The 23,209-nt window shown below is 32.6% G+C and carries 20 protein-coding genes; 7 read left to right on the top strand and 13 right to left on the bottom strand.

The window, feature by feature from the left end:
- Positions 1–176 precede the first annotated feature (176 nt).
- Positions 177–2,870: an Ig-like domain-containing protein gene (locus tag D6T69_RS03285; RefSeq protein WP_125066435.1), complete on the top strand. Its 2,694-nt coding sequence runs from the start codon at positions 177–179 to the stop codon at positions 2,868–2,870.
- 47 nt (positions 2,871–2,917) lie between these two features.
- Here the strand turns inward: D6T69_RS03285 and dxs are convergent, their stop codons facing one another.
- The gene (dxs, locus tag D6T69_RS03290) at positions 2,918–4,687 is read right to left on the bottom strand and encodes a 1-deoxy-D-xylulose-5-phosphate synthase (RefSeq protein WP_125066436.1); all 1,770 of its coding nucleotides are present in this window, start codon (positions 4,685–4,687) and stop codon (positions 2,918–2,920) included.
- A gap of 38 nt (positions 4,688–4,725) precedes the next feature.
- Between dxs and rsmI the strand changes: the two genes are divergently transcribed.
- Entirely contained in the window at positions 4,726–5,397 is a 672-nt protein-coding gene (rsmI, locus tag D6T69_RS03295) for a 16S rRNA (cytidine(1402)-2'-O)-methyltransferase (RefSeq protein WP_125066437.1), read from the top strand.
- 6 nt (positions 5,398–5,403) lie between these two features.
- On the opposite strand, the gene D6T69_RS03300 is transcribed toward rsmI, so the two are convergent.
- Genes D6T69_RS03300 through D6T69_RS03310 form a run of 3 tightly spaced genes read right to left on the bottom strand, consistent with a single transcriptional unit; the run spans position 5,404 to position 7,116 of the window.
- On the bottom strand, positions 5,404–6,099 hold the full coding sequence (locus D6T69_RS03300) for a hypothetical protein (RefSeq protein ID WP_125066438.1): 696 nt from the start codon (positions 6,097–6,099) through the stop codon (positions 5,404–5,406).
- A gap of 10 nt (positions 6,100–6,109) precedes the next feature.
- The gene (locus tag D6T69_RS03305; RefSeq protein ID WP_125066439.1) at positions 6,110–6,766 is read right to left on the bottom strand and encodes a hypothetical protein; all 657 of its coding nucleotides are present in this window, start codon (positions 6,764–6,766) and stop codon (positions 6,110–6,112) included.
- Between the two features lie 11 nt (positions 6,767–6,777).
- Positions 6,778–7,116, bottom strand: coding sequence for a PadR family transcriptional regulator (locus tag D6T69_RS03310; protein ID WP_125066440.1), 339 nt, complete (start codon positions 7,114–7,116; stop codon positions 6,778–6,780).
- Between the two features lie 167 nt (positions 7,117–7,283).
- Here D6T69_RS03310 and D6T69_RS03315 point away from each other — a divergent pair, with 167 nt between their 5' ends.
- Positions 7,284–8,333, top strand: a complete 1,050-nt coding sequence (locus tag D6T69_RS03315; RefSeq protein WP_125066441.1) for a ferredoxin--NADP reductase — start codon at positions 7,284–7,286, stop codon at positions 8,331–8,333.
- A 21-nt stretch (positions 8,334–8,354) separates the two neighbouring features.
- On the top strand, positions 8,355–9,032 hold the full coding sequence (locus D6T69_RS03320) for a LysE family translocator (RefSeq protein WP_125066442.1): 678 nt from the start codon (positions 8,355–8,357) through the stop codon (positions 9,030–9,032).
- On the opposite strand, the gene mgtE is transcribed toward D6T69_RS03320, so the two are convergent.
- The 4 genes from mgtE to D6T69_RS03340 form a co-directional block, all read right to left on the bottom strand.
- A complete protein-coding gene (gene mgtE, locus D6T69_RS03325; RefSeq protein WP_125066443.1) occupies positions 9,029–10,378 on the bottom strand; it encodes a magnesium transporter in 1,350 nt (449 codons plus the stop codon). The two genes, D6T69_RS03320 and mgtE, sit on opposite strands and share 4 nt — an antisense overlap.
- 86 nt (positions 10,379–10,464) lie before the next feature.
- Positions 10,465–11,268, bottom strand: a complete 804-nt coding sequence (rsmA, locus tag D6T69_RS03330) for a 16S rRNA (adenine(1518)-N(6)/adenine(1519)-N(6))-dimethyltransferase RsmA (RefSeq protein ID WP_125066444.1) — start codon at positions 11,266–11,268, stop codon at positions 10,465–10,467.
- A 59-nt stretch (positions 11,269–11,327) separates the two neighbouring features.
- Positions 11,328–11,657, bottom strand: coding sequence for a DUF4286 family protein (locus tag D6T69_RS03335; protein ID WP_125066445.1), 330 nt, complete (start codon positions 11,655–11,657; stop codon positions 11,328–11,330).
- Positions 11,658–11,731: 74 nt separating this feature from the next.
- A complete protein-coding gene (locus D6T69_RS03340; RefSeq protein WP_125066446.1) occupies positions 11,732–13,507 on the bottom strand; it encodes a tetratricopeptide repeat protein in 1,776 nt (591 codons plus the stop codon).
- A 177-nt stretch (positions 13,508–13,684) separates the two neighbouring features.
- Between D6T69_RS03340 and D6T69_RS15930 the strand changes: the two genes are divergently transcribed.
- Entirely contained in the window at positions 13,685–13,828 is a 144-nt protein-coding gene (locus tag D6T69_RS15930) for a hypothetical protein (protein ID WP_164506679.1), read from the top strand.
- 90 nt (positions 13,829–13,918) lie between these two features.
- Here D6T69_RS15930 and serS read toward each other — a convergent pair whose 3' ends face one another.
- From serS to D6T69_RS03355, 3 genes are all read right to left on the bottom strand, one after another.
- The gene (serS, locus tag D6T69_RS03345) at positions 13,919–15,193 is read right to left on the bottom strand and encodes a serine--tRNA ligase (protein WP_125066447.1); all 1,275 of its coding nucleotides are present in this window, start codon (positions 15,191–15,193) and stop codon (positions 13,919–13,921) included.
- A gap of 66 nt (positions 15,194–15,259) precedes the next feature.
- The gene (locus D6T69_RS03350) at positions 15,260–15,544 is read right to left on the bottom strand and encodes a helix-turn-helix domain-containing protein (protein WP_125066448.1); all 285 of its coding nucleotides are present in this window, start codon (positions 15,542–15,544) and stop codon (positions 15,260–15,262) included.
- Between the two features lie 99 nt (positions 15,545–15,643).
- Positions 15,644–16,582, bottom strand: a complete 939-nt coding sequence (locus tag D6T69_RS03355) for a bifunctional riboflavin kinase/FAD synthetase (protein ID WP_125066449.1) — start codon at positions 16,580–16,582, stop codon at positions 15,644–15,646.
- A gap of 193 nt (positions 16,583–16,775) precedes the next feature.
- Between D6T69_RS03355 and D6T69_RS03360 the strand changes: the two genes are divergently transcribed.
- Positions 16,776–19,484: a TonB-dependent receptor gene (locus tag D6T69_RS03360; protein WP_125066450.1), complete on the top strand. Its 2,709-nt coding sequence runs from the start codon at positions 16,776–16,778 to the stop codon at positions 19,482–19,484.
- Between the two features lie 11 nt (positions 19,485–19,495).
- Positions 19,496–21,148 carry an SGNH/GDSL hydrolase family protein gene (locus D6T69_RS03365; RefSeq protein WP_125066451.1) on the top strand — a complete coding sequence of 551 codons (1,653 nt, stop codon included), beginning with the start codon at positions 19,496–19,498 and terminating at the stop codon, positions 21,146–21,148.
- 32 nt (positions 21,149–21,180) lie between these two features.
- On the opposite strand, the gene D6T69_RS03370 is transcribed toward D6T69_RS03365, so the two are convergent.
- Together D6T69_RS03370 and D6T69_RS03375 are read right to left on the bottom strand one after the other, a co-directional pair.
- Entirely contained in the window at positions 21,181–21,408 is a 228-nt protein-coding gene (locus tag D6T69_RS03370) for a hypothetical protein (protein WP_125066452.1), read from the bottom strand.
- 144 nt (positions 21,409–21,552) lie between these two features.
- On the bottom strand, positions 21,553–23,100 hold the full coding sequence (locus tag D6T69_RS03375) for a glycine--tRNA ligase (protein ID WP_125066453.1): 1,548 nt from the start codon (positions 23,098–23,100) through the stop codon (positions 21,553–21,555).
- Between the last annotated feature and the right edge of the window lie 109 nt (positions 23,101–23,209).

The following is a 23,209-nucleotide window of genomic DNA, read 5'->3' on the forward strand; positions in this document are numbered from 1 at the left end:
AGTAAAAATAGGGGGTATGTAGTTTGTTAAACTAAGATTAGTAAACCATAAAACAATAGTTAGGTTAATGTTAGTCAGGTTATTATATGATTAATTTTAATAAAAATAATCTATTAATTTGAAAGGGAAAAAATATATTTGTGGTAACTAACTAGTAAACTTTAAAGTCCCTCACCATGAAAAAAATTATTTTAACACTGTTATTCTTAGCAGTTCTTAGTACTTATGCCTCTAATGATAAGTATCGATTAATCATCACAGACAATCCAGCAACCACTATAATGATTGGTTGGAACCAAATTTCAGGATCTAACCCAGTTGTGTATTATGGAACGACAGATAATGGAACCAACTGGTCAAATTATCCAAACTCTAAATCTGTAGACCGTTCAGTTTCTTACAAAGGAATGAGTAACACTTTTGCTAAACTAACAGGTTTAAGTCCTAATACTAACTATTATTTTGTAATTAAAGACAGCCAAGGAGTAAGTAGTCGTTTTTGGTTTAAAACAGCTCCAAGCACCAATGATAAAATGTCGTTTATTGCAGGAGGAGATTCAAGAAACAATAGAACACCGAGAAGAGATGCTAACTTATTAGTTTCTAAATTAAAACCAACTGCTGTGTTTTTTGGAGGAGATATGACTAACGGAGACTCAAGCTCTGAATGGCAAGGTTGGTTTAACGATTGGCAATATACAACTGCAAGTGACGGAAGAATGTTTCCTATTGTACCAACGAGAGGAAACCACGAAGGTTCAAATAATAGTATTTATAATTTATTTAATGTTCCTTCAACGAGTGTTTATTACGATATCACATTTGGAAACAACTTATATACAATTTATACATTGAACTCTGAGATTTCTGCAGGAGGGAGTCAGTATTCATGGTTAAGTCAAAAGTTGAATGCTAATAACTCTATTTGGAAATCTGCTCAATACCATAAACCGATGCGCCCACACGTATCATCAAAATCAGAAGGTAATGATGAGTATTCAAGTTGGGCTCAATTATTTTATGACAAAGGAGTGAATTTAGTATTTGAATCGGATTCTCACACAGTAAAAACTACATGGCCAGTAAAACCTTGTTCCAGCGGAAGTAATTGCGATGAAGGTTTTGTTAGAGATGATGTAAACGGAACCGTTTATGTAGGAGAAGGTTGCTGGGGTGCTCCTTTACGTTCATCCAATGATTCAAAAAACTGGACGAGAGATGCGAGTACCTTTAATCAATTTAAATGGATTTTTGTTGAAGAATCTAAAATAGAGGTTAGAACGATTAAGGTAGATAATGCGAGTAGTGTAGGTTCAGTTTCAAATCAAAACCCATTCACAATACCTTCTAATTTAGATATATGGAGCCCATCTAATGGTAGTGTGGTAACAATTATAAGTAGTAACGTTAGCTATCCAGAAGTTGCAATTACAAGTCCATCATCAGGCTCATCACATACCGTAAACACTCCAGTAACAATTTCTGCTACTGCAACCGATAGTGATGGAACTATTTCAAGTGTTAAGTTTTACGTAAATAATACTTTAGTAGAAACTGATATGAGTGCTCCTTATTCTTATAACTGGACACCAACAAATGATAACCAATCATACATTCTGAAAGCAATAGCAACAGATAATGATGGATATGAAACTACTTCTGAAGAAGTTTCAGTTTTTGTAGGAAACGTTTCTAAAACAGTCACTTCAACAATCAATAGTACCAATGATGATGCTGAGCAATACGAGTCGTCAGGGCAAATGTATATGAACAGTTCTGATTTAGAATTGGTTTATGATGGAAGCTCAAAAGGAAACCAGCATGTAGGAATGCTATTTAGAAACTTAAATATACCGGCAAATGCTACAGTAACGAATGCATATATACAATTTACCACAGATGAAACAAATTCAGGAAGTACATCATTAGCAATCAAAGTTCAAGATTCGTCAAATGCACCAGACATTACTTCTCAGAGCTATAATATAACTTCAAGAAGTTATTATAGTCAATCGGTTGCTTGGAACCCTAGTTCTTGGAGTTCTGTTGGAGCATCTGGAACAGCACAAAGAACGCCTGATTTAAAATCACTGGTACAATACGTTGTGAACAAGTCCAATTGGAGTTCTGGTAACTCTATGATGTTTTATATTTCTGGAACAGGAGAACGTACAGCAGAATCATATGATGGAAGTAGTGCTAGTGCTCCAAAATTGATGGTTACTTATAGTACAGGATCTCCTGATAATGGAGGAGGAGAGACTCCAGAATGTGAGGATATAAACGTAACAATTACTTTTGATAAATATTCTTATGAAACTTCTTGGACTTTGAAGGATAGCAATGGACAAACGGTGATGAGTGGAGGTGATTATACCCAAGGAAATGGAGAGTCTATTACTGTGTCAAAATGTGTACCTGTTGGGTGTTATGATTTTACAATTAATGACGAATATGGTGATGGTATATGTTGCAGTTATGGAAGTGGTTCATATGAAATAACAAATAGCAAAAGTGACATATTAGCTTCAGGAGGAAGTTTTGGCTCTTCTGAAACCAAACAAATTTGTTTGAATACTTCTACTGCTGCAAAGGAGCAACTAAGAAGTAAAAAAATAGAAGAAACAAACAATTCGGAAATGAGTATTTATCCAAACCCAGCTGTTGATAGGATTTATATTAAAGGAGGGAAGAATACAATTTTATGGATCGCAAAAATAGTAGATGTATCAGGAAGAAAAGTAATAGAAGTACCTGTAATTAATAACTCAATAGATGTTTCTACAGTTTCAAGTAACTTAATTTACATTGTTGAAATATATGATGAATTAGGACAAAAGAAACTTTCTGAAAAGATAATGAAGAAATAAATTTTGAAATAAAGAGTTAAAAAGCGAACCAATTTGGTTCGCTTTTTTTATAATAAGTCTTGAATTATTTTTTTAATTGAATTAACATCTATTCCACAAACTTCTTGTAGTTGTTGAATGGTTCCATGATGGATAAATTCATCAGGAATTCCTAATAGTTTAATATTTCCTTGGTAGTTTACTTCGGAAGCATATTCTAATACTTCACTTCCAAATCCACCTTTGATAGTGCCATCCTCAACAGTGATAATGGTATCAAATTTGTCGAAAATAGTATCTAAAAGTTGGGTGTCTAAAGGTTTTACAAAGCGTAAATCGTAATGTGCAACCAATTCTTTGTTTTCAAGTTGATTGATTGCTTCTGAAACATTGTCGGCAATGGTTCCGATAGATAATACTGCTAATTGTGCTCCTTCTTTTAAACAAGCTCCTTTTCCAACTTCTATGGTTTCGAATGGGAGTTGCCAGTGCTCTACTTTGCCTTTCCCTCTTGGGTAACGAATTGCAATTGGATGCTCTAACCCTTGTTGAGCGGTAAACATTATGTTACGTAACTCACTTTCGTTACGAGGAGCAAAAACAATTAAATTCGGAATAGAACGTAAGTAGGCTAAATCAAAAACACCGTGATGTGTTGCTCCGTCTTCACCTACTAATCCAGCCCTGTCTAAGCAGAAAATTACAGGTAAGTTTTGCAAAGCTACATCGTGAATTACTTGGTCATAAGCACGTTGTAAAAAGGTAGAATAAATGTTACAAAAAGGAATTAGTCCTTGAGTTGCCATACCAGCAGCTAAGGTTACAGCATGTTGTTCAGCAATACCTACATCAAATGTTCTATCAGGAAACTCTTGCATCATAAATTTTAACGAACTTCCAGTTAACATAGCAGGCGTAATTCCTACGATTTTTTCGTTTTGTTGTGCTAGTTCAACAATGGTTTTTCCAAAAACATCTTGAAATTTGGTGTATTTACTTTCTTCTTTAGGTAATACATCCCCAGAAACTTTATCAAATTTTCCAGGAGCATGGTATTTTACTTGATCTTGTTCTGCTTGTCGTAACCCTTTTCCTTTGGTAGTGATTACATGTAGAAATTTCGGACCTTGAATCTTTTTTAATCGATCTAGTTCACGTAGTAACTCTTCAAAATTATGTCCGTCTATAGGTCCTGAATAATCGAAGTTTAATGCTTCAAAAATATTATGCTGTTCAATCTCTAATCGAGGAGCTTTGATTTTTGTTAAATAATCTTTTAACGCACCTACCGATGGATCAATTCCAATCGCATTATCATTGAGAATAACCAACAAATTAGCATTAGTGTCTCCCGCATGGTTTAACGCTTCAAAAGCCATTCCACTTGCGATAGAGGCATCTCCAATCACCGCAATGTGATGTTTTTCAAAACCTTGTAATTTTGAAGCAATTGCCATTCCTAAAGCTGCAGAAATAGCGGTAGAGGAATGCCCAACACCAAAGGTATCGTATTCAGTTTCTGAACGTTTAGGAAAACCTGAAATTCCATCAAACTGACGATTGGTGTGAAAAACATCTTTCCTTCCTGTTAAAATTTTATGTCCATACGCTTGATGTCCCACATCCCAAACTAGCAAATCGTTAGGAGTATCAAATAAATAATGAAGAGCAATGGTAAGTTCAACGACTCCTAAACTTGCACCTAAATGTCCTTCTTTTGTTGAAACTACATCAATAATAAACTCACGCAATTCCTTTGCTAGTTGTGGTAGGTTTTCAGGTGTTAATTTCTTTACATCCGAAGGAAAATCAATATTTTTTAACAGCTTTTTTGGCATAGGACAAATGTAAGAAAACTTTGTTGTAGCTTTGTTGTATGAGTAAATTGTATTTGGTACCTACACCGATTGGAAATTTAGAAGATATTACGCTAAGAGCACTGAATATTTTAAAAGAAGTAGATTATATTTTGGCGGAAGATACACGTACAAGTGGGAAGTTGTTAAAGCACTATGATATTGCTACACCTATGCAATCTCATCATATGCATAATGAGCATAAAACGGTTGAAACGATTGTAAAACGTTTGCAAAGTGGAGAAACGTTTGCGTTAATTTCGGATGCAGGAACTCCTGCAATTTCAGATCCTGGTTTTTTACTTACCAGAGCTTGTGTACAAAACAATATTGAGGTGGAGTGTTTACCAGGAGCTACCGCTTTTATACCTGCATTGGTAAACTCAGGTTTACCGAATGATAAATTTGTTTTTGAAGGCTTTTTACCTGTAAAAAAGGGACGTCAAACACGATTAAAGTTCTTGGCAGAGGAAACTCGCACCATGATTTTTTATGAGAGTCCGCATAAACTATTAAAAACCTTAGCAAACTTTGCAGAGTATTTTGGAGAGGGTAGACAAATATCCGTTTCTAGAGAATTGACAAAATTATTTGAAGAAACCAAACGAGGAAGTGCAAAAGAAGTGCTAGCATATTATACTGAAAAACCTGCCAAAGGCGAAATAGTGATTGTGGTTGAAGGGAAAAGGTAGATTATATTAATTATTAGCTAATTTATATTCAGGGTAATGTTCTTCGAGTAGCTTTTCAGCTTTTTTAGGAATAACAAAAAGAGTAACATATGAGTAAATAATAGCTATAGTTAATAAAAATGAAATTAACAAAGCCCCTAAATTAGAAGGAATATTTTTGGCGTAATTAAATAATTGAGGAAGGTTAGAAGCTACCATTACACCTCCAAAAGAAGCTACATTAAAAATCATTTCTTCAAGCATCCATTTTTTATTATTTTCTTTGGCTCTTGTATTAAAATCTTTTTTCAATTTGGTTACTAAGTATATATCAAGTATAGCAAATAAAAAAAGTGAAGCTCCTATAACATATGTGCCGATAGGAATTTGTATAAAATAATAGAAAAAAAGAAAGACACTTGCAGTAAGGATTATTTTAGGAAGTCTAAACCACTCTTTTGTATGCTTCCATAAAATCGTACGGTATTTTTTGCCAAGTTGTTTTTGTTTTTCCTCTACTACATCCATAAACCCAAAGATTCCAAATTTTTTAAACGATTTATCACGTGCTTGCTCAAAAGTAAGTGTTGGGTTTTCCATCCAAATTTGTTCTATATCGTTTGCAAGGTGATCTACTAACTCAGTTTGTACATCATAATGCTCAACAAAATGTTGACGTGTAAATTTGTATAGTTGTTCTATATGTTGGTCAGTTAATTTCATAGTTATTGAATTAAATACTGATATTTTTTTCAATAAAATCTCTTTTTTCCAGAAAGCTTTGAGTAAGTAAGTAATTAAAAACAAAAGCTAATAAATGAATATAAATAGTGCTTTCTTGATAATTACCATTGTAAAAAACATCTAAAAAATTAGGAAAGTTTAAAGCGATAATAACAAAAAGTGAGCTTACAAAAGAATAAGTTTTTACAATTTTAATAAGCTTATGCTTTTTTGTGAATTTATAAGAAAGATATGAAGTGTATACAAGATTTAGCATTAATAAGCTAAAAATAAAAATGGAAGTTTCTTTAATATATTTAGAGCCCAAAAATAAGCTGATAAAAGAAGGTAAAATTATAACGAGTAAATTTTTAGGGTGTATAGCTTTTTTTAGGGTGTCTTTTAAGATAACTTTTGTATAGTGCCAATGTAATTTTTTGGTCTGCTTTTCATATCGGCTTTTAAGAGCCTTTTTTCTGCTCAACATATACTTTATAAAAGGTACTTGAAAACCTTTGCCTTCAAAAAAAGTAGTAGTATCGTCGATGTTATTTTTAATTTCAGTAGCAATATGATCTACCATTTCAAAACGGATGTCTATATATTCAATTCCTATTCCTTCTAAGAAGAGATCTATTCTTTTAATTTGTTCTTTTGTTAATTCCATAGCGAGAAATTTTATTCTAAACTAAATTTTGGATTTACTAGTTGCTGCATAGTACTTAAAAACTCTTGCATTTCAGAAAGACGATGAGCTGTTTCTTTCGTGCCGATTTCGGTGAGTTTATAATATTTACGTAAGCGATTGCCAACCTTAGTAACTTCAACATCTAATAAGCCCTCAGCTTCTAATTTATGTAGGGCAGGGTACAAAGCACCTTCGGTAATTTTTAATTCACCCTTGGTAAGTTCTTTTACTTTTTGTGTGATTTCATACCCGTACATTTTGTCATTTTGAGCTAATAACTTCAAAATAATTGTTTGTAAAGAACCTTTATATAATTTCTGATTTCCCATTTTGTATCTGTTAAATGGTTTATTTTTTAGACGCGTTTTATTTTTGCGACTCGCAACAAATATACATAATTTTCTTATGTATAAAATTCTTAGGTATATATTTTATAAAAACCCTAACTTTTGTTCTTTTTGAGTTTCTTATTTTTGTAGTTCTTTAAAAAGATCACATGTCTACATTTCATAAATTACGTATTGAAAAAATAATAAAGGAAACAGCGGATGCTGTGTCTATTTTATTTGATATTCCAGCAGAATTAAAAGATAATTATACTTTTATTGCAGGGCAATATATTACCATAAAAGCTACTTTAGACGATAAGGAAATAAGAAGAGCCTATTCTATTTGTGCTTCGCCTAATAGCAAACAAATAAAAGTAGCTGTAAAAGCAGTTGATCATGGAAAATTTTCAACCTATGCAACTACCAAGTTAAAAGAAGGTACTTTTTTAGAGGTTTCTGAACCAGAAGGGAAGTTTATTTTAGAGCCTCAAGCGCAAAAAAACTATCTAGCATTTGCTGCAGGAAGTGGAATTACCCCAGTTTTATCAATGGTAAAAACGGTGTTAGAAAATGAATCAACTTCAACAATTACACTTGTTTTTGGAAATAAAAGAGCTGAAAGTACTATTTTTTATGCTGAATTAAATGAGTTAGCAGAAAAGCACCCTTCTCAATTAAACTTACATTATGTGTTTAGTCAAGAGGTGAGAACCAATACTAAGTTTGGTAGAATTGATAAAGGGCATGTAAACTATTTCGTAAAAAATATACATAAAGATATTTCTTTCGATTCAGCATATTTATGTGGACCAGAAGAAATGATTCAAACAGTTTCTGAAACACTTCAGGAAAATGGGTTTGATGAAAGAGATATTTACTTTGAATTATTTACTGCTACCATTTCAGATGAAGAAGCAGCACTACATATTCCTGATGGGAAATCGGAAATTAAAGTAGTGTTAGATGATGAAGAACATGCTTTTATGATGGAAAAAACCGATACGGTTTTAGCAGCTTCTTTACGTAATAAGTTAGACGCTCCATATTCTTGTCAAGGAGGGGTTTGTAGTAGTTGTATTGCAAAAGTTACGGAAGGGAAGGCTGTAATGGCAAAAAACTCTATTTTAACCGATGATGAATTAGAAGAAGGGTTAATACTTACATGTCAAGCGCATCCAACAACACAGAAAATAGTAGTAGATTTTGATGATGTATAGGTAAAAGCGTAACTTTATAGAATGGATTTTTACGACTTTAAAAACGCTTTTTTCGTAGGTGTTTTCATGGCTTTTATGATAGGGCCGGTTTTTTTTATGCTAATTAAAACAAGTATTTTAAAAGGCGCTCGTGCAGCTATTGCCTTTGATATAGGTGTGATTTTAGGTGATATTTCATTTATGTTAATAGCCTATTTTGGAAGTAGAAGTCTGTTGGAAAAAATAAAAGATGATCCGCGCTTGTTTCTTATTGGAGGGTTGGTACTTATTATTTATGGGTTAATTACTTATTTAGATAAAAATAATAGGAAAGAAGCTAAAGCTCCTGATGTTGTTTTGCCAGAGAGTAATAATTACCTAAAACTCCTTCTTAAAGGTTTTTTCTTAAACTTTATAAATATAGGGGTGTTGGCTTTTTGGTTAGGTTTAATCGTGGTTATAGGCCCTACGTACGATATGAATCCGAAGTATTTAGTTTGGTATTTTGGTACTGTAATAGCAGGCTATGCAATTACAGATTTAGGAAAAATATTACTTGCTAAACAATTAAAAAGTAGACTAACTCCATTAGTGATTTATAGAATAAAACGAGGAATGGGAGTATTGTTAATTGTTTTCGGTGCTGTATTAATGCTAAAAGGATTTATTCCTGAAAGCAAGATTGATAATCTGATAGAGAAAGTAGAATCAATTGATTAAAATCCAATAATCATTTTTGCTATCCAGAAATAGATTAAAATCCCAAAAATATCATTACTTGTTGTAATAAAAGGTCCGGTAGCAATGGCAGGATCAACTCCTTTTTTATCTAAAAATAAAGGAATAAAAGTACCTACTAAACCGGCTACAATAATTACTGCAAATAATGAAGATGAAATGGCAGAGGCAATTGTTATATCTCCTTTCCAAACCCAGATAAAGAAAAATAAAATAATAGCTAAAACAAGTCCGTTTACAGCAGCTAAAGACATTTCTTTTAATAACCTATTAGTAACACTTCCTTTTACATCGTCGTTAGCCAATCCTTGAACAATAATTGCTGATGACTGTACACCAACATTACCAGCCATAGCGGCAATAAGAGGAGTAAACATAAAAAGAATAGCATTTTCTTCTAAGGCACCTTCGAAAAAGCCCATAATTCTTGCGGCTCCTATACCCCCAATTAAACCTAAGAATAACCACGGTAATCGAGCTTTGGTTAATTGTAAAATACTATCTTCAGAATCAACATCTTGTGTAATACCTGCTGCTAATTGATAATCTTTTTCAGCTTCTTCTTTAATTACATCAACAATATCATCAATGGTAATTCTACCTACCAAAACGCCTAATTCATCTACAACAGGAATAGCTTCTAAGTCATACTTACGCATAATGTTAGCTACATCCTCAGCATCATCGTGTACATGAACAAAATCTACTTTTGGAATGTAAACATCTGAAATTTTAGCACGAGTAGATGCCATTAACAAGTCTTTCAAAGACAAACGTCCTTTTAGCTTACCTTCATCATCAACAACATAAATAGAATGAACACGGGTAACCTCTTCAGCTTGCTGACGCATTTTTTTTACACAAGTAAGTACATTCCAGTTTTCATTTACTTTTACAAGCTCTTTTGCCATTAATCCACCTGCAGAATCTTCGTCATAACGAAGTAACTCTACAATTTCTTTGGCATGTTCTCGGTCTTCGATTTTCTGAATAACGTCTTGCTTTCGTTCTTCAGGAAGTTCAGCAATAACATCGGCAGCGTCATCAGTATCAAGTTCATTAACCTCTTCGGCAATTTCTTTGGCAGAAAGTTGTTCAAAAACTTTTTCACGAACCTCTTCATCAACTTCCATTAACACATCAGAAGTTGTTTCACTATCTAATAAACGTATGATGTAAACAGCGTCTTCAAAAGACAGTTCATCTAAAACTTCTGCAATATCAGCATAGTGAATGTCAGAAAAAACCTCAGAAAGAGCCGTGTCTTTTTGATGTTGAATCAGTTCTTTTACGTTTTCTAATAAGTCTTTTGTGATTTCTAATGCCATCGCTTGCGATTTTGCTTGATTATCGAGGTTTTGAATATGTTGAAATCTAATTCAAAAAGAAGACTTGTTTTATTAAAAATAAGCTTTTAACTATTGTTTTGAGCTATTTTATGTGTCAACTCAATGAATTTTTGCACCGATAATTGTTCGGGACGCATCGCAAATATAGGGTCTTCTTTTAAGGTATCCGAAAGATTAAAAGATTTTAAACTCGAACGTAACATTTTTCTTCGTTGATTGAAAGCTGTTTTTACAACTCTAAAAAATAATTTTTCATCAACAGGAAGTGTGTAGTTCTCTTTTCTGATAAGTCTAATAACTCCAGAATCTACTTTTGGTGGTGGATTGAATACAGAAGGAGGTACTGTAAATAAGTATTCGGCATCGTAAAAAGCTTGTGTTAATACTGAGAGTATTCCGTAGGTTTTGCTTCCTTCTTTTTCTGCAATTCGTTGAGCAACTTCCTTTTGAAACATTCCTGAAAACTCAGGAACAAATTCACGGTTTTCAATAGCTTTAAAAACGATTTGAGAAGAAATGTTATAAGGAAAGTTACCAATTATGGCTACTTGTTGCTTATCAAATATTTCGGTAAAGTCTTTTTTTAAAAAATCTCCTTCAATAATGGTAAACTTCTCTTTTGAAGTGTTTAGTTTGATATGTTCAACAGGAAATGTTTCTTGTAAATAGGTTACCGATTCTGAATCTAGCTCCATTACTGTTACTTTTGGATTTTTTTCCAATAAGTACTTGGTTAAAACGCCCATTCCAGGACCAATTTCCAATACATTATCATATCCTTTTTCGGTTAGTGTATCAGCTATTTTTTTAGCGATGTTTTCATCGTTTAAAAAATGTTGTCCTAAATGTTTTTTTGCTTTTACAGTCATGGATTTAGATTGATAGACTTTAGACGTTATACGCCTATAATCTTGTTTCTTGATATTAACTAATTACTATTTACTGCTGGAAAAAACTCATTTACTACTTTTAATTCGGTACGGAAAGCAAGCATTTTATCAGCAAACTTTTTTAGTCCGTCGTTACGTAGTTTGTCTGCGCTATGTTTATAATAGTTATCTAAATCTTCACGTGTTTTCGCGGTATATTGAATAGAGTAGGTAATACCTCCCATTTCTTCCTCAACCAACACTTGTGTCATTTTAGCACTTAAAAAGTGTCCTGTAGCTAATACTTCTGGTATATGGCTTTCAATCCATGTTAACCATTCAGAGTGTATACTTTCGTCTATATTTATTGTTACGTTGTATATGTACATTTCTTCTAATTTGGAAGTTTGAAAGTTTGAAAATATATCAATTACTTTATTTTCAAACTTTCAAAATTGATTTATTAAATATCGTCTCCTCTTAATTTTCTAAACTTTTTTCGAGCTTCTACTAGATATATACTCGATGGGAGGTCAAAAATAATCTTTTGATAGTATTCTTTAGCCTTTTCTGGGTTATTTAATTCGTTGTTGTATAATTCAGCCATGTGATAATATACATCGTCAATATAAATTCCTTCTTTATCCAAGGCAATTATCTTAGCATAATTTAAAATAGCCTCATCATATTGTTTCTTTTTAACGAATAACTGGGCTTGTTTAAATAAGGCTTCATCTTCAATAGATTGCCCTCTATAATTAGTAATTATATCGTTTAAAATAGCAATTGCTTCGTCATTTTTATTTTGATAAGCTAATAAATCAGCTTTCGCATATTCTTTTAAACCTGTATCAATGCTGTCTTTTGGCTCGTTATCGGAAATTGTTAAGAACAAATCTGCAGCATCATTGGCAATAAGTTGTGTAGCAGATCCTTTTAGAATTTTTAGTTGAGCTTTTGCCCAAGTAAAATCATTTTTAAAGTAGGAGGCTTGCGCTACTTTAAAGCGAGCTTCTTGACCTATGTAATTATTTTTGAACAGTGTTTGAACTTGCGAAAAATAAATTAGTCCTTTGTTAAACTTTCCCATGTAAACAAAAACATCACCAAGTTTAAGTTTTATGGAAGCTTTTATAAATTTTGAATTGGTAAAGTTTAAAGCGTTTTTTAAAACAGTAGCTGCTTCTTCTGGGGTGTTCTTTGTAAAAGTTAGATAATTAGCATATTCTACCTGTGTGAAAAGTGTTTTTGAGTTAATTCCATATTCTTTGAAGATGGAATTAAAACGTTCTTCTACATCAGGTTGTTTTGTCTCAATTGCTATTTTTAGGTTGTTGTTTATGGCATTGAACTTATCTCTTGGGTAATTCGTTTTCTCAATAATAAGATTAAAACATTCTTTTGCAGTCTCATAGTCTTTATTCTCTAGAGCTATTTTACCTAAATCATTAATTTTACCCAAATTATCAGGATTTCTTGCAAGTAATGCTTTGTTTTGGATAAGAGCTTTGTTATACTGTTTTTGTCTAATAAATAACCAAGAAAGTAGATCGTTCCAAATATCTTTAGGATTACTTATTGACTTTCGCAATAGTGCTTTTTTAAACAAAATGTTATTTTCATCTTCGCTATCATCAGTTAAATATTTACCAGCGTAGCGTTTAACGTTGTTAAGGTAACCTTCATTTTTATCAACCAAATCAACATAGGATTTAAACATTTGTTCAAAGTTTCCTTTTTCACCATAAATTTGTGCTAATTGAAACCCATAATTGGCTTTAGGGTTAATTTCCATTACTTTATTAAATGCTTCAATGGCTAAATCTAACTTGCTGTAATTTTTAAACAAACCAGCTATTAAAGAACCATAGTTTGCTTTTTTATTAATGGACTCTATTGCTTTTTGATAGTATTTATTAGCATCCTCAATTTTTTCTTGACGTTCAAAATTATAACCAAGAACTACATATAAATAAGATAAGTTAGGTTTTTCTTTTAGTTTTTGTGTAAGTAAATTTTCAGCAACTGTAAATTGTTCTGTTTCTTGATAACAAGTAATTAATTTTTTTAAGTAGGTTGTATTATAAGGGCTTTGATCGTATAATCTTTTGTACAACTGAATTGCTTTTTCATATTCATTATTTCTAAAATAATTTTCAGCAATAATAAACTCGTTTTGTTGTGCGTGACAAAACAAGCTTAAAATCAATAAATTAAATAGAATGATGATTTTTTTCATTTTGAAAAATTTTGAGCATTGCGCTTTTAAGCCTAATTCAGTAAAGAGGATTTCATCTATCAAAAATACAGAACAAAATTGTTAAAATACTATTAAAAGGAGGGCTTTTTTGAAAAGCTATGTAACATTTTGGCACGAACTTTGTTTTATTAGTAAAACAACTAAACAATGTAAACTATGAGAAACTTTACGACACAATATGAAATAGCGAAGCAGAATGCAAATGAGTTTATGAGAAAAGGTCAAATACCTCAATATTTTGAAGCTTTGTTAGAAATGAATAAATACAAGAGATTAATGGTAGCAGTAGTTGCCAACTAAACATATTTTTTTCAATGGGGATTGATTAATTAAAAATCCCAAGCATCGTAATTGAGGCTTGGGATTTTTTCATTTTTATTTAAAGATTGATTAATCAATCATATCAAAACCACAGTAAGGAACCAACACCTCAGGAATTTTAATTCCGTTTTCAGTTTGGTAGTTTTCTAAAATTCCAGCTAACACACGAGGAAGAGCTAAAGAACTTCCGTTTAAAGTGTGTACCAATTGACTTTTACCTTCTTTGTTTTTAAAACGTAGTTTTAAGCGATTTGCTTGAAAAGTTTCAAAATTTGAAGCCGAACTAATTTCTAACCAACGTTCTTGTGCCGTAGAATACAATTCAAAATCAAAGGTTAAGGCAGAGGTGAAACCAGTATCTCCACCACATAAGCGTAAAATACGATAAGGTAATTTTAATTCACGTAAAATTTCTTTAATGTGTTCTACCATTCCGTTTAAAGCGTTGTATGAATTATCAGGATGCTCAACACGAACAATTTCAACTTTATCAAATTGGTGTAAACGATTTAGTCCACGAACGTGTGCTCCGTAACTACCAGCTTCACGACGGAAACAAGGAGTGTAACCCGTAACTGCAATAGGTAAATCAGCTTCTTTAACTAAATCGCCTCTAAACATATTAGTTACAGGAACTTCAGCTGTTGGAATTAAGTACAAATCGTCACCAGTTACAAGGTACATTTGTCCTTCTTTGTCAGGTAATTGACCTGTTCCAAAACCAGAAGCTTCATTTACTAAATGAGGAACCTGTACTTCGTTATATCCAGCAGCGGTATTTTTATCTAAGAAATAGTTAATTAAAGCACGCTGTAAACGAGCTCCTTTTCCTTTATATACAGGAAAACCAGCACCCGTAATTTTTGCACCTAAGTCAAAATCGATAATATCATATTTCTTCGCTAATTCCCAGTGAGGTAATGCATTTTCTCCTAAGTCAGGAACAATTCCTTCTTTAAAAACCTCTTCATTATCTTCTTCATTCTTTCCTGCTTTTACTGACGGGTGAGGAACATTAGGGATTTGATATAATAATTCGTTTAATTTCTCTGCAGCTGAATTTAATTCTTCTGTTAACTGTTTTGATTGCTCTTTTAATTCACCTGTTTTTGCTTTAAGTTGATTTGCTTCTTCAACTTTACCAGACTTAAAAAGACCTCCGATTTCTTTGGATATTTTGTTCGATTCAGCTAAAATAGTATCTAAAGAAACTTGTGTAGCTCTACGCGTTTCATCAGCAGTTAATACTTCTTCAATAATTGTTTCGGCATTAGCAAAATTACGTTTTGCCAATCCGTCTAAAACAGTTTGTTTGTTTTCTCTAATAAACTGAACCTGTAACATCTTTTTAATTTTTTAAGAAAAGCAAAGATAAAAGAAGCTATAGACTTAAGCAATGTGTTTTGTATACTAAATTTCTTCAAGCATCATAAAGAAGTCAGATAAAGTAATGTTGAAATAATCGCATATTTTTTGAAGAGTAGTAATAGTAACATTTGTTTTTCCTTGTTCTATTCTTGCCAAATGTATTCCAGTATCAATATAAAACTCACTTGAAGTAATATGATACTCTTCTCTTAAAGTTTTTACGCAAAGGGCTACCTTTTTTAAGGTCACCTCATTTTTTGACAGCATTATTCTTTTTCGATACAAAATCTTAAAAACATATGAAATATATAATGACATACTTGTCATTATGTAAGGTTTAAAAAAATTAACTTTGTATGTAGTTACGTCAATAATACTAATTCTAAAGCTATTTGAAACCGGGGGGCTTTAAGTATGATTTTAAGGTTAGAGCTTGGCGTAACTTTTTAAAAAAAGCATAGCGTTTTGCTCGTCTTTTTTTAATTGAGAAATTAAGCCAGAAACAGAATCGAACTTTTGTTCGTCTCTTAAATAGTAAAGTAACTCAATAGTTAATTCTTTACCATATAAATTTTGGTTGAAATTGAAATAATGTACTTCAATTGTTTGGTGTTCACCATCAACTGTTGGTCGGTTACCAATATTCATCATTCCATAAATAGTAGTATTATCAATAATAGATTTTACTATATAAACACCTGTTTTAGGAATTAATTTATAATCTTCAGGGATGTCAATATTTGCGGTAGGAAAGCCTATTTTTCCACCCAGCTGTTTTCCATTTACAACTTTTCCCGTAAGTGAAAAGTTATAACCTAAATAATTATTAGCAGTTTTTAAATGTCCATTGGCAAGAGCTTTTCTAATTTTAGTAGAGCTAACCGATACTTCATCAATATCTTGAGCAGGAATTTCTTCAACAGTAAAATCATATAAGTGAGAATACTCCGTTAATTGCTCAATATTACCTTCTCTATTTTTTCCAAAATGATGATCGTAACCAATAATCAATTTAGAAATGTTTAGTTGATTTACTAAAATATCACGAACAAAATCTAAAGCGGTTAGTCTTGAAAATTCTCTACTAAAAGGATGGATAATTAAATAATCTAATCCTAATTTTTCGAGATGTTGAGCTCTTTCGTCAATAGTGTTGATTAGCTTAATGGAAACATCTTTTTGTAACACCATTCTTGGATGAGGGAAAAATGTTAGCAAAACCGATTTTTTATTACTAGCTTTTGCTTCACTAACTAACTTTTCAATAATCTTTTGATGCCCAATATGCACTCCATCAAAAGTACCGATGGTGACCATTGTTTTTTGAGAAGGAGTAAAATCAAAAATAGAATGTATAATTTCCAAGACAACTAATAAATTTAGGCAAAAATACAATTTGTATAAGATGATAAATAATAAATTAAGAAATAAAAGCTAAAATTAGTTTTTGGTAAGTTTTTCTCTTTATAATTAGTATAATTACAAAAAAGCAGGGTAAATATTTTGCAAATGAAAAAAAATTGTATTTTGCACTACAGTTAACAAATTATTTTACATTATGATGAAAAAACTATTACTTGTTGCATTTGTGCTATTTGGTACAGCAATGATGGTTGCTCAAACTACCATTACAGGTACGGTTAATGATGCTTCGCTTGGTGGACCACTACCAGGAGCAAACATTAAAGTTTCGAGAAAAGCAGTAGGAACGTCTACTGATTTTGATGGTAAGTTTACAATGACGGTAACAGATATCCCTCCGTTTACCATTGAAATTTCTTCTTTAGGATATCAAACAAAAACAGTTGAGATAACAAAAAACAACCAAGTTGTTGAGGTTAGCTTAACAGAAAATGCAACATCTTTAGATGAGGTAGTTGTATCGGCTTCGAGAACTCCAGAACGTGTTATGGAATCACCTGTAACAATTGAACGTTTTGATTCAAGGGCGATAAAGAATACAGCTTCTGCTTCATATTACGATGGATTAGAAAATTTAAAAGGAGTTGATATCAACTCAGGAGGTTTAACGTTTAAAACGGTAAACACGCGTGGTTTTGCTACATTTGGTAACGAGCGTTTTGTACAGTTAGTTGATGGTATGGATAACGCTTCTCCAGCATTAAACTTTGCTATTGGAAACTTATTAGGAATTTCTGAAGTAGATGTGAAAAGTGTTGAAATTTTACCAGGAGCAGCTTCGGCTTTATATGGGGCTAATGCATTTAACGGTATTATGTTAATGCGTAGTGAAAACCCGTTTAATGAACAAGGTATTAGCGTTGGTTTAAAAACTGGTTTAACAAGTCAAGAAGCAGCAGGAGATAATGGATATTATGATGCTACAATTAAAATGGCACATGCTTTTGATGATTATTTTGCAGTTAAAGCTAGTTTTTCTTACTTAAAAGGAGAAGAGTGGCATGCAACTGATTATAGAAATACAACAGGTATTGGTGGTACATACATTCCAGGAATGAGTCATAACGATGACCCTAACTATGATGGGGCAAATGTATATGGAGATGAAGTTTCTGTTAATTTAGGAGGAGCCATTGGAAAGGTTAGTAGAACAGGATATAGAGAAGTAGACTTAATGTCTAACGAAGCTAAAAGTGTAAAATTCAATGGAGCTATTCATTATCGTCCTTTAGGTAATGACCGTGTTGAAATTATTTGGAATTCTAAATACGGTACAGGTAATACCATTTATCAAGGACAAAACCGTTATAACTTAGCTAACTTCTTTATGGAACAACATAAATTAGAAGTAAGAGGTAAAAATTTCTTCATAAGAGGGTATTATGCAGGTGAAGATGCTGGAGATTCTTATGATACTCGTTTTGCTGCAATTAACATTAATAGCAAATGGAAATCTAATACAGACTGGTTTGGAGATTATGCAAAAGCTTATTTAGGTGCAGTTCCTGATGTTGAAGCTTCAAATCATGCAGCAGCGAGAATTTATGCTGATAAGGGTCGTGCTGTACCAGGTACGCCTGAATTTACAAGACTGTTTAACGAAGTAACCGCTGATCCAGATTTACTAACTGGTTCAAAGTTTAGAGATAATACAAGCTATTATCATGCTGATGGAAATTTAAACTTACGTGATTACATTGATTGGGCAGAGGTTCAAGTAGGAGGTTCTTACAGACAGTATAGATTAAATTCTTTTGGAACAATTTATACAGATGCTAATGGTCCTATTAAGTATGGAGAATACGGTGTTTATACACAGCTTCAAAAGAAAATGATGGATGATCGTTTAAAATTAACGTTATCTGGTCGTTTTGATAAGTCAGATAATTTTGATGGTAACTTTACACCAAGAGTATCGTTGGCATATGCTGCAGGGGAAAACAAGAACCATAACTTTAGAGCATCTTTCCAAACAGGTTTCCGTAATCCAACGACTCAAGATCAGTACATCGGATTAGCTACTGGTGCAGGATTCATTTTAGGAACAGCTCCAGATAACGCTGATCGTTTTTCTGCTACTGCCGTAACAACAACAGGAACATTTACTTTAACAGGAAATGATGTATTTACAAGAGGGTATTCTGCTAATTCTATAGCAAGCGGAAATCCTACTTTGGCAACTACAGATTTAGTAGAGCCAGAAAAAGTAAAATCTTTTGAAGTTGGTTATCGTGCAGCAGTTCCGTTAGGGGATAATAAATTATCTGTTGATTTTAGTACATACTATAATATGTATTCAAACTTCATTTCTAATAAAGATGTAGTTGTTTTGGTAGATCCAAATACACCAGTAACCGTTGGGAACTTAACGAATAGAGATTTAGTAAGAACATTTAGTGTAAAAACTAATTCAACAGTTGATGTAGATTCTTATGGAGTAGGTTTAGGATTAAACACGAAGGTATTTAATGGGTTTGATGTTGGATTAAACTATACATGGTCTAAGTTTGATTTTGATCAAGCAGCTGACCCTGATTTTGAAGCTGGGTTTAATACACCAGAGCACAAAGTGAAAATGCAATTTGGTCATTCAAATCTATTTGAAAACTTCGGATTTAACGTGAGTGCTCGTTGGCAAAATGAGTTCTATTGGCAGTCTACTTTCTTAGAAGGTACTGTAGAAGAAAGAACAGTTCTTGATGCTCAAATTAACTATTCTGTTCCTTCAATTAAATCAGTGTTTAAAGTAGGAGGGTCTAATTTAACAGGTGAAGAATACTTAAGTGCACCTGGAGTAGGAGCGGTAGGTTCTCAGTACTACATTTCTTGGACTATCAACAACTAAAAAAAGAAACAATGAAAAATACAATTAAATATACTTTTTTGTCTGCATTATTTCTAGGTTTAGCCGCCTGTGATGTAGATAATACATTACCTGAAATTAAAGGAGAAGCAGAGAGTACTGTAGCATTAGAAGCAGGTAGTGCAGACTTTTCAAAATATGTTGCTATTGGAGCTTCTTTTACAGCAGGTTTCACAGATAACGCTTTGTTTAAAGCAGGGCAAGAAAATTCTTTTCCAAATACGTTGGCAAAGAAGTTTGCTTTAATTGGTGGAGGAACATTTACTCAACCGTTAATGAATGATAATTATGGAGGGTTAATCTTAGCAGGAAACCCTGTACTACATCCGGTAACAGGAGAAAGGTTGTTTGATGTAAGATTAACTTTCAATGGTGACGGTCCAACCTCTTTAAGTAACGTTAATCCAATGGCAATGTCTACTACAGATTTTGCATTGAATAATCCAACAGGACCATTTAATAATGTAGGGGTGCCAGGAGCAAAAAGTACGCATTTTATTGCACCAGGATATGGTAATTTAGCTAATTTCCCAGCAGCTGCGAATCCTTATGCTATAAGAGTAGCTGGAAATACAAATGCTTCTATTATTGAATTGGCAGTTGGTCAAAACCCAACATTTTTTACTTTGTCTGAGTTTGGAGGGAACGATGTTTTAGGTTATGCTATCTCTGGAGGAGATGATTCTAGTCCAATTACACCTACAGCAACTTTTGATTTTGCCTTAGGTACAGTTGAAGGAGCCTTAAAATTAACAGGAGCAAAAGGTGTAGTGGCAAACTTACCATATATTACAAGTTTGCCTCACTTTACAACAGTTCCACACGCACCATTAGATCCTAGTAACCCTGATTTTGGGGCGCAAATACCAACATTAAATAATGTTTTTGGAGCGATAAATGGAGTTTTTGAAGCTATTGGTGTTCCAGAAAGATCAATTGTGTTTGCTACAGATGCTGCAAGTGCTGTTGTGATTAAAGATGAATCGTTAGAAAATAAAACTGCTCAAATCGTTGGTGCTCTATTGGCAAGTCCTACTTTCCCTCCTTTTGTAGCGAGTTTTGGATTACCTACTGATGCAACTACATTGCAAAAAGTAGCAGGTTTATTAGGTACTTATTATGGTCAAGCAAGACAAGCTACTGCTGATGATTTGTTAGTGTTACCAAGTATGAATGTGATAGGAGAGGTGAATACTGATTCAGTTGCATTTTTAATGTCTCAAGGTTTACCACAACAATTGGCAGGAATGTTTTCTGTAGAGGGTGTGTCTTTGCCTTTGGAAGATAAGTGGGTTCTGATTCCTAGTGAACAGGCAGAAATAAAAGTAGCAACGGACGCTTATAACACAAGCCTTAAAACAATGGCAGATGCAAACGGATATGCTTTTGTTGACTTTAAAGCTATTTTACAAGAAGCTTCTACAGTTGGTTTAGAATTTGGAAATTACAATATGAATACTAGTTTAGTAACTGGTGGTTTAGTTGGTTTAGATGGAATTCATTTAACTGGTAGAGGATATGCTTTAATGGCTAATAAAATGTTAGCTGCTATTGATGCTACCTACGGATCTAATTTTACTATAGGTAAAGACGGTTTAGCTAAACCAGATGATTATCCAACAAATTACTCACCTACTTTACAATAGTGAACAAAATATAAAGTAAAAAAAGCTGAAGATTAATCTTCAGCTTTTTTTTTGTCTTTATCGGAGTTCATAACATATTTTTTATACTTACCATCTTTGTACCTATAGTATATAAATAATGGCATTAATATAAATGACATGTACAAAACGCCTAAGCCCATTACTACTTGTGCTTTAGGGTGTTCTGTGTTTAAAAGATAAGCTCCTGCTATCATCCAAAGTAAAAAGATGACAAATAATATTTTAAGTACAGTTTTCATCTGTTTTTATATTTTTCTTAGTTGTGGTCTAATGTTGCTTCTATTACTTGATATTAAGATTTGTAAAAGTTATTTACTATTGCAAAAATAAAAATCCTAAACAGTTACGTTTAGGATTCTTACTTTATTTTGTTGTTTTTAGATTTATGCTTCCATTTTTTTTAACCAAGATCGTACATCTACCTCTTGTTTAATAATATTGCTTAATTCTTCTATTTTAACACGTTTTTGTTCCATAGTATCTCTATGACGAATGGTAACAGTATTGTCTTCTAAAGTATCATGATCTACCGTAATACAGTAAGGTGTACCAACAGCATCTTGACGACGATACCTTCTTCCAACAGCATCTTTTTCATCATAAACAACATTGAAATCCCATTTTAAATCGTCAACAATTTTACGAGCAATTTCTGGTAAACCGTCTTTTTTTACCAACGGTAAAATAGCTGCTTTGGTAGGTGCTAAAACTGCAGGTAATTTTAAAACGGTTCTTGTTGAACCGTTTTCAAGCTCTTCTTCTTGTAAAGAGTTTGAGAAAACAGCTAAGAACATTCTATCTAAACCGATTGAAGTTTCAATTACGTATGGTACATAACTAGTATTGTCTTCATGATCGAAGTATTGTAGTTTTTTACCAGAAAACTTTTCATGTTGACTTAAATCGAAGTTAGTACGAGAATGGATTCCTTCTAACTCTTTAAACCCAAATGGAAATTTAAATTCAATATCAGCAGCTGCATCAGCATAATGCGCTAACTTATCATGGTCGTGAAAACGATAATTTTCTTCTCCCATTCCTAAAGACATATGCCATTTTAAACGAGTTTCTTTCCATTCTTCATACCATTCTTTTTGAGTTCCTGGTTTTACAAAAAATTGCATTTCCATTTGCTCAAACTCACGCATTCTAAAAATAAACTGACGTGCTACAATTTCATTACGGAAGGCCTTACCGGTTTGTGCAATTCCAAAAGGAATTTTCATACGCCCAGTTTTTTGTACGTTTAAGAAGTTTACAAAAATACCTTGCGCAGTTTCAGGACGTAAATACACTTGTGTAGAACTATCTGCTGACGCTCCTAATTGCGTTCCAAACATCAAGTTAAATTGCTTAACTTCTGTCCAGTTTTTAGAGCCTGAAACAGGACATGTAATGCCTAAGTCTATAATTAAATTTCTAAATCCTTCTAAATCATTTTCTTCTTGAACTCTTGTTAATTCAACTGTTATTTCGTCAATTTGTTTTTGACGTCTTAAAACGTTAGGATTTGTACTTCTAAATTCATTTTCATCAAAAGCATCACCAAAACGTTTTTTTGCTTTGGTTATGTCTTTTTGAATTTTTTCGTTGATTTTTTCTCTGAAATCCTCAACTAAAACATCAGCTCTATAACGTTTTTTAGAGTCTTTGTTATCAATTAAAGGATCGTTGAAAGCGTCAACGTGGCCTGAGGCTTTCCAAGTAGTTGGGTGCATTAGTATTGAAGCATCAATACCTACAATGTTTTCGTGCATTTGCACCATTGCTTTCCACCAATAATCACGAATATTTTTCTTTAATTCTACTCCGTTTTGAGCATAATCATACACTGCGCTTAAACCATCGTAAATTTCAGATGATTGAAATACATAACCGTATTCTTTTGCGTGTGATAATACTTTTTTAAATTGATCTTCTTGTTTTGCCATGTTGCAAAAATAAAATAAGGATTTAAACTAAGGGTATGGAAAAAGAAAAAAGTGAAGAGTTTAATTAAACTCTTCACTTTTTATTTACATTTTGTGCTTATTAAAGCTT

The sequence above is a fragment of the Tenacibaculum singaporense genome (assembly GCF_003867015.1).
In the GTDB taxonomy this organism is placed as follows: domain Bacteria; phylum Bacteroidota; class Bacteroidia; order Flavobacteriales; family Flavobacteriaceae; genus Polaribacter; species Polaribacter singaporensis.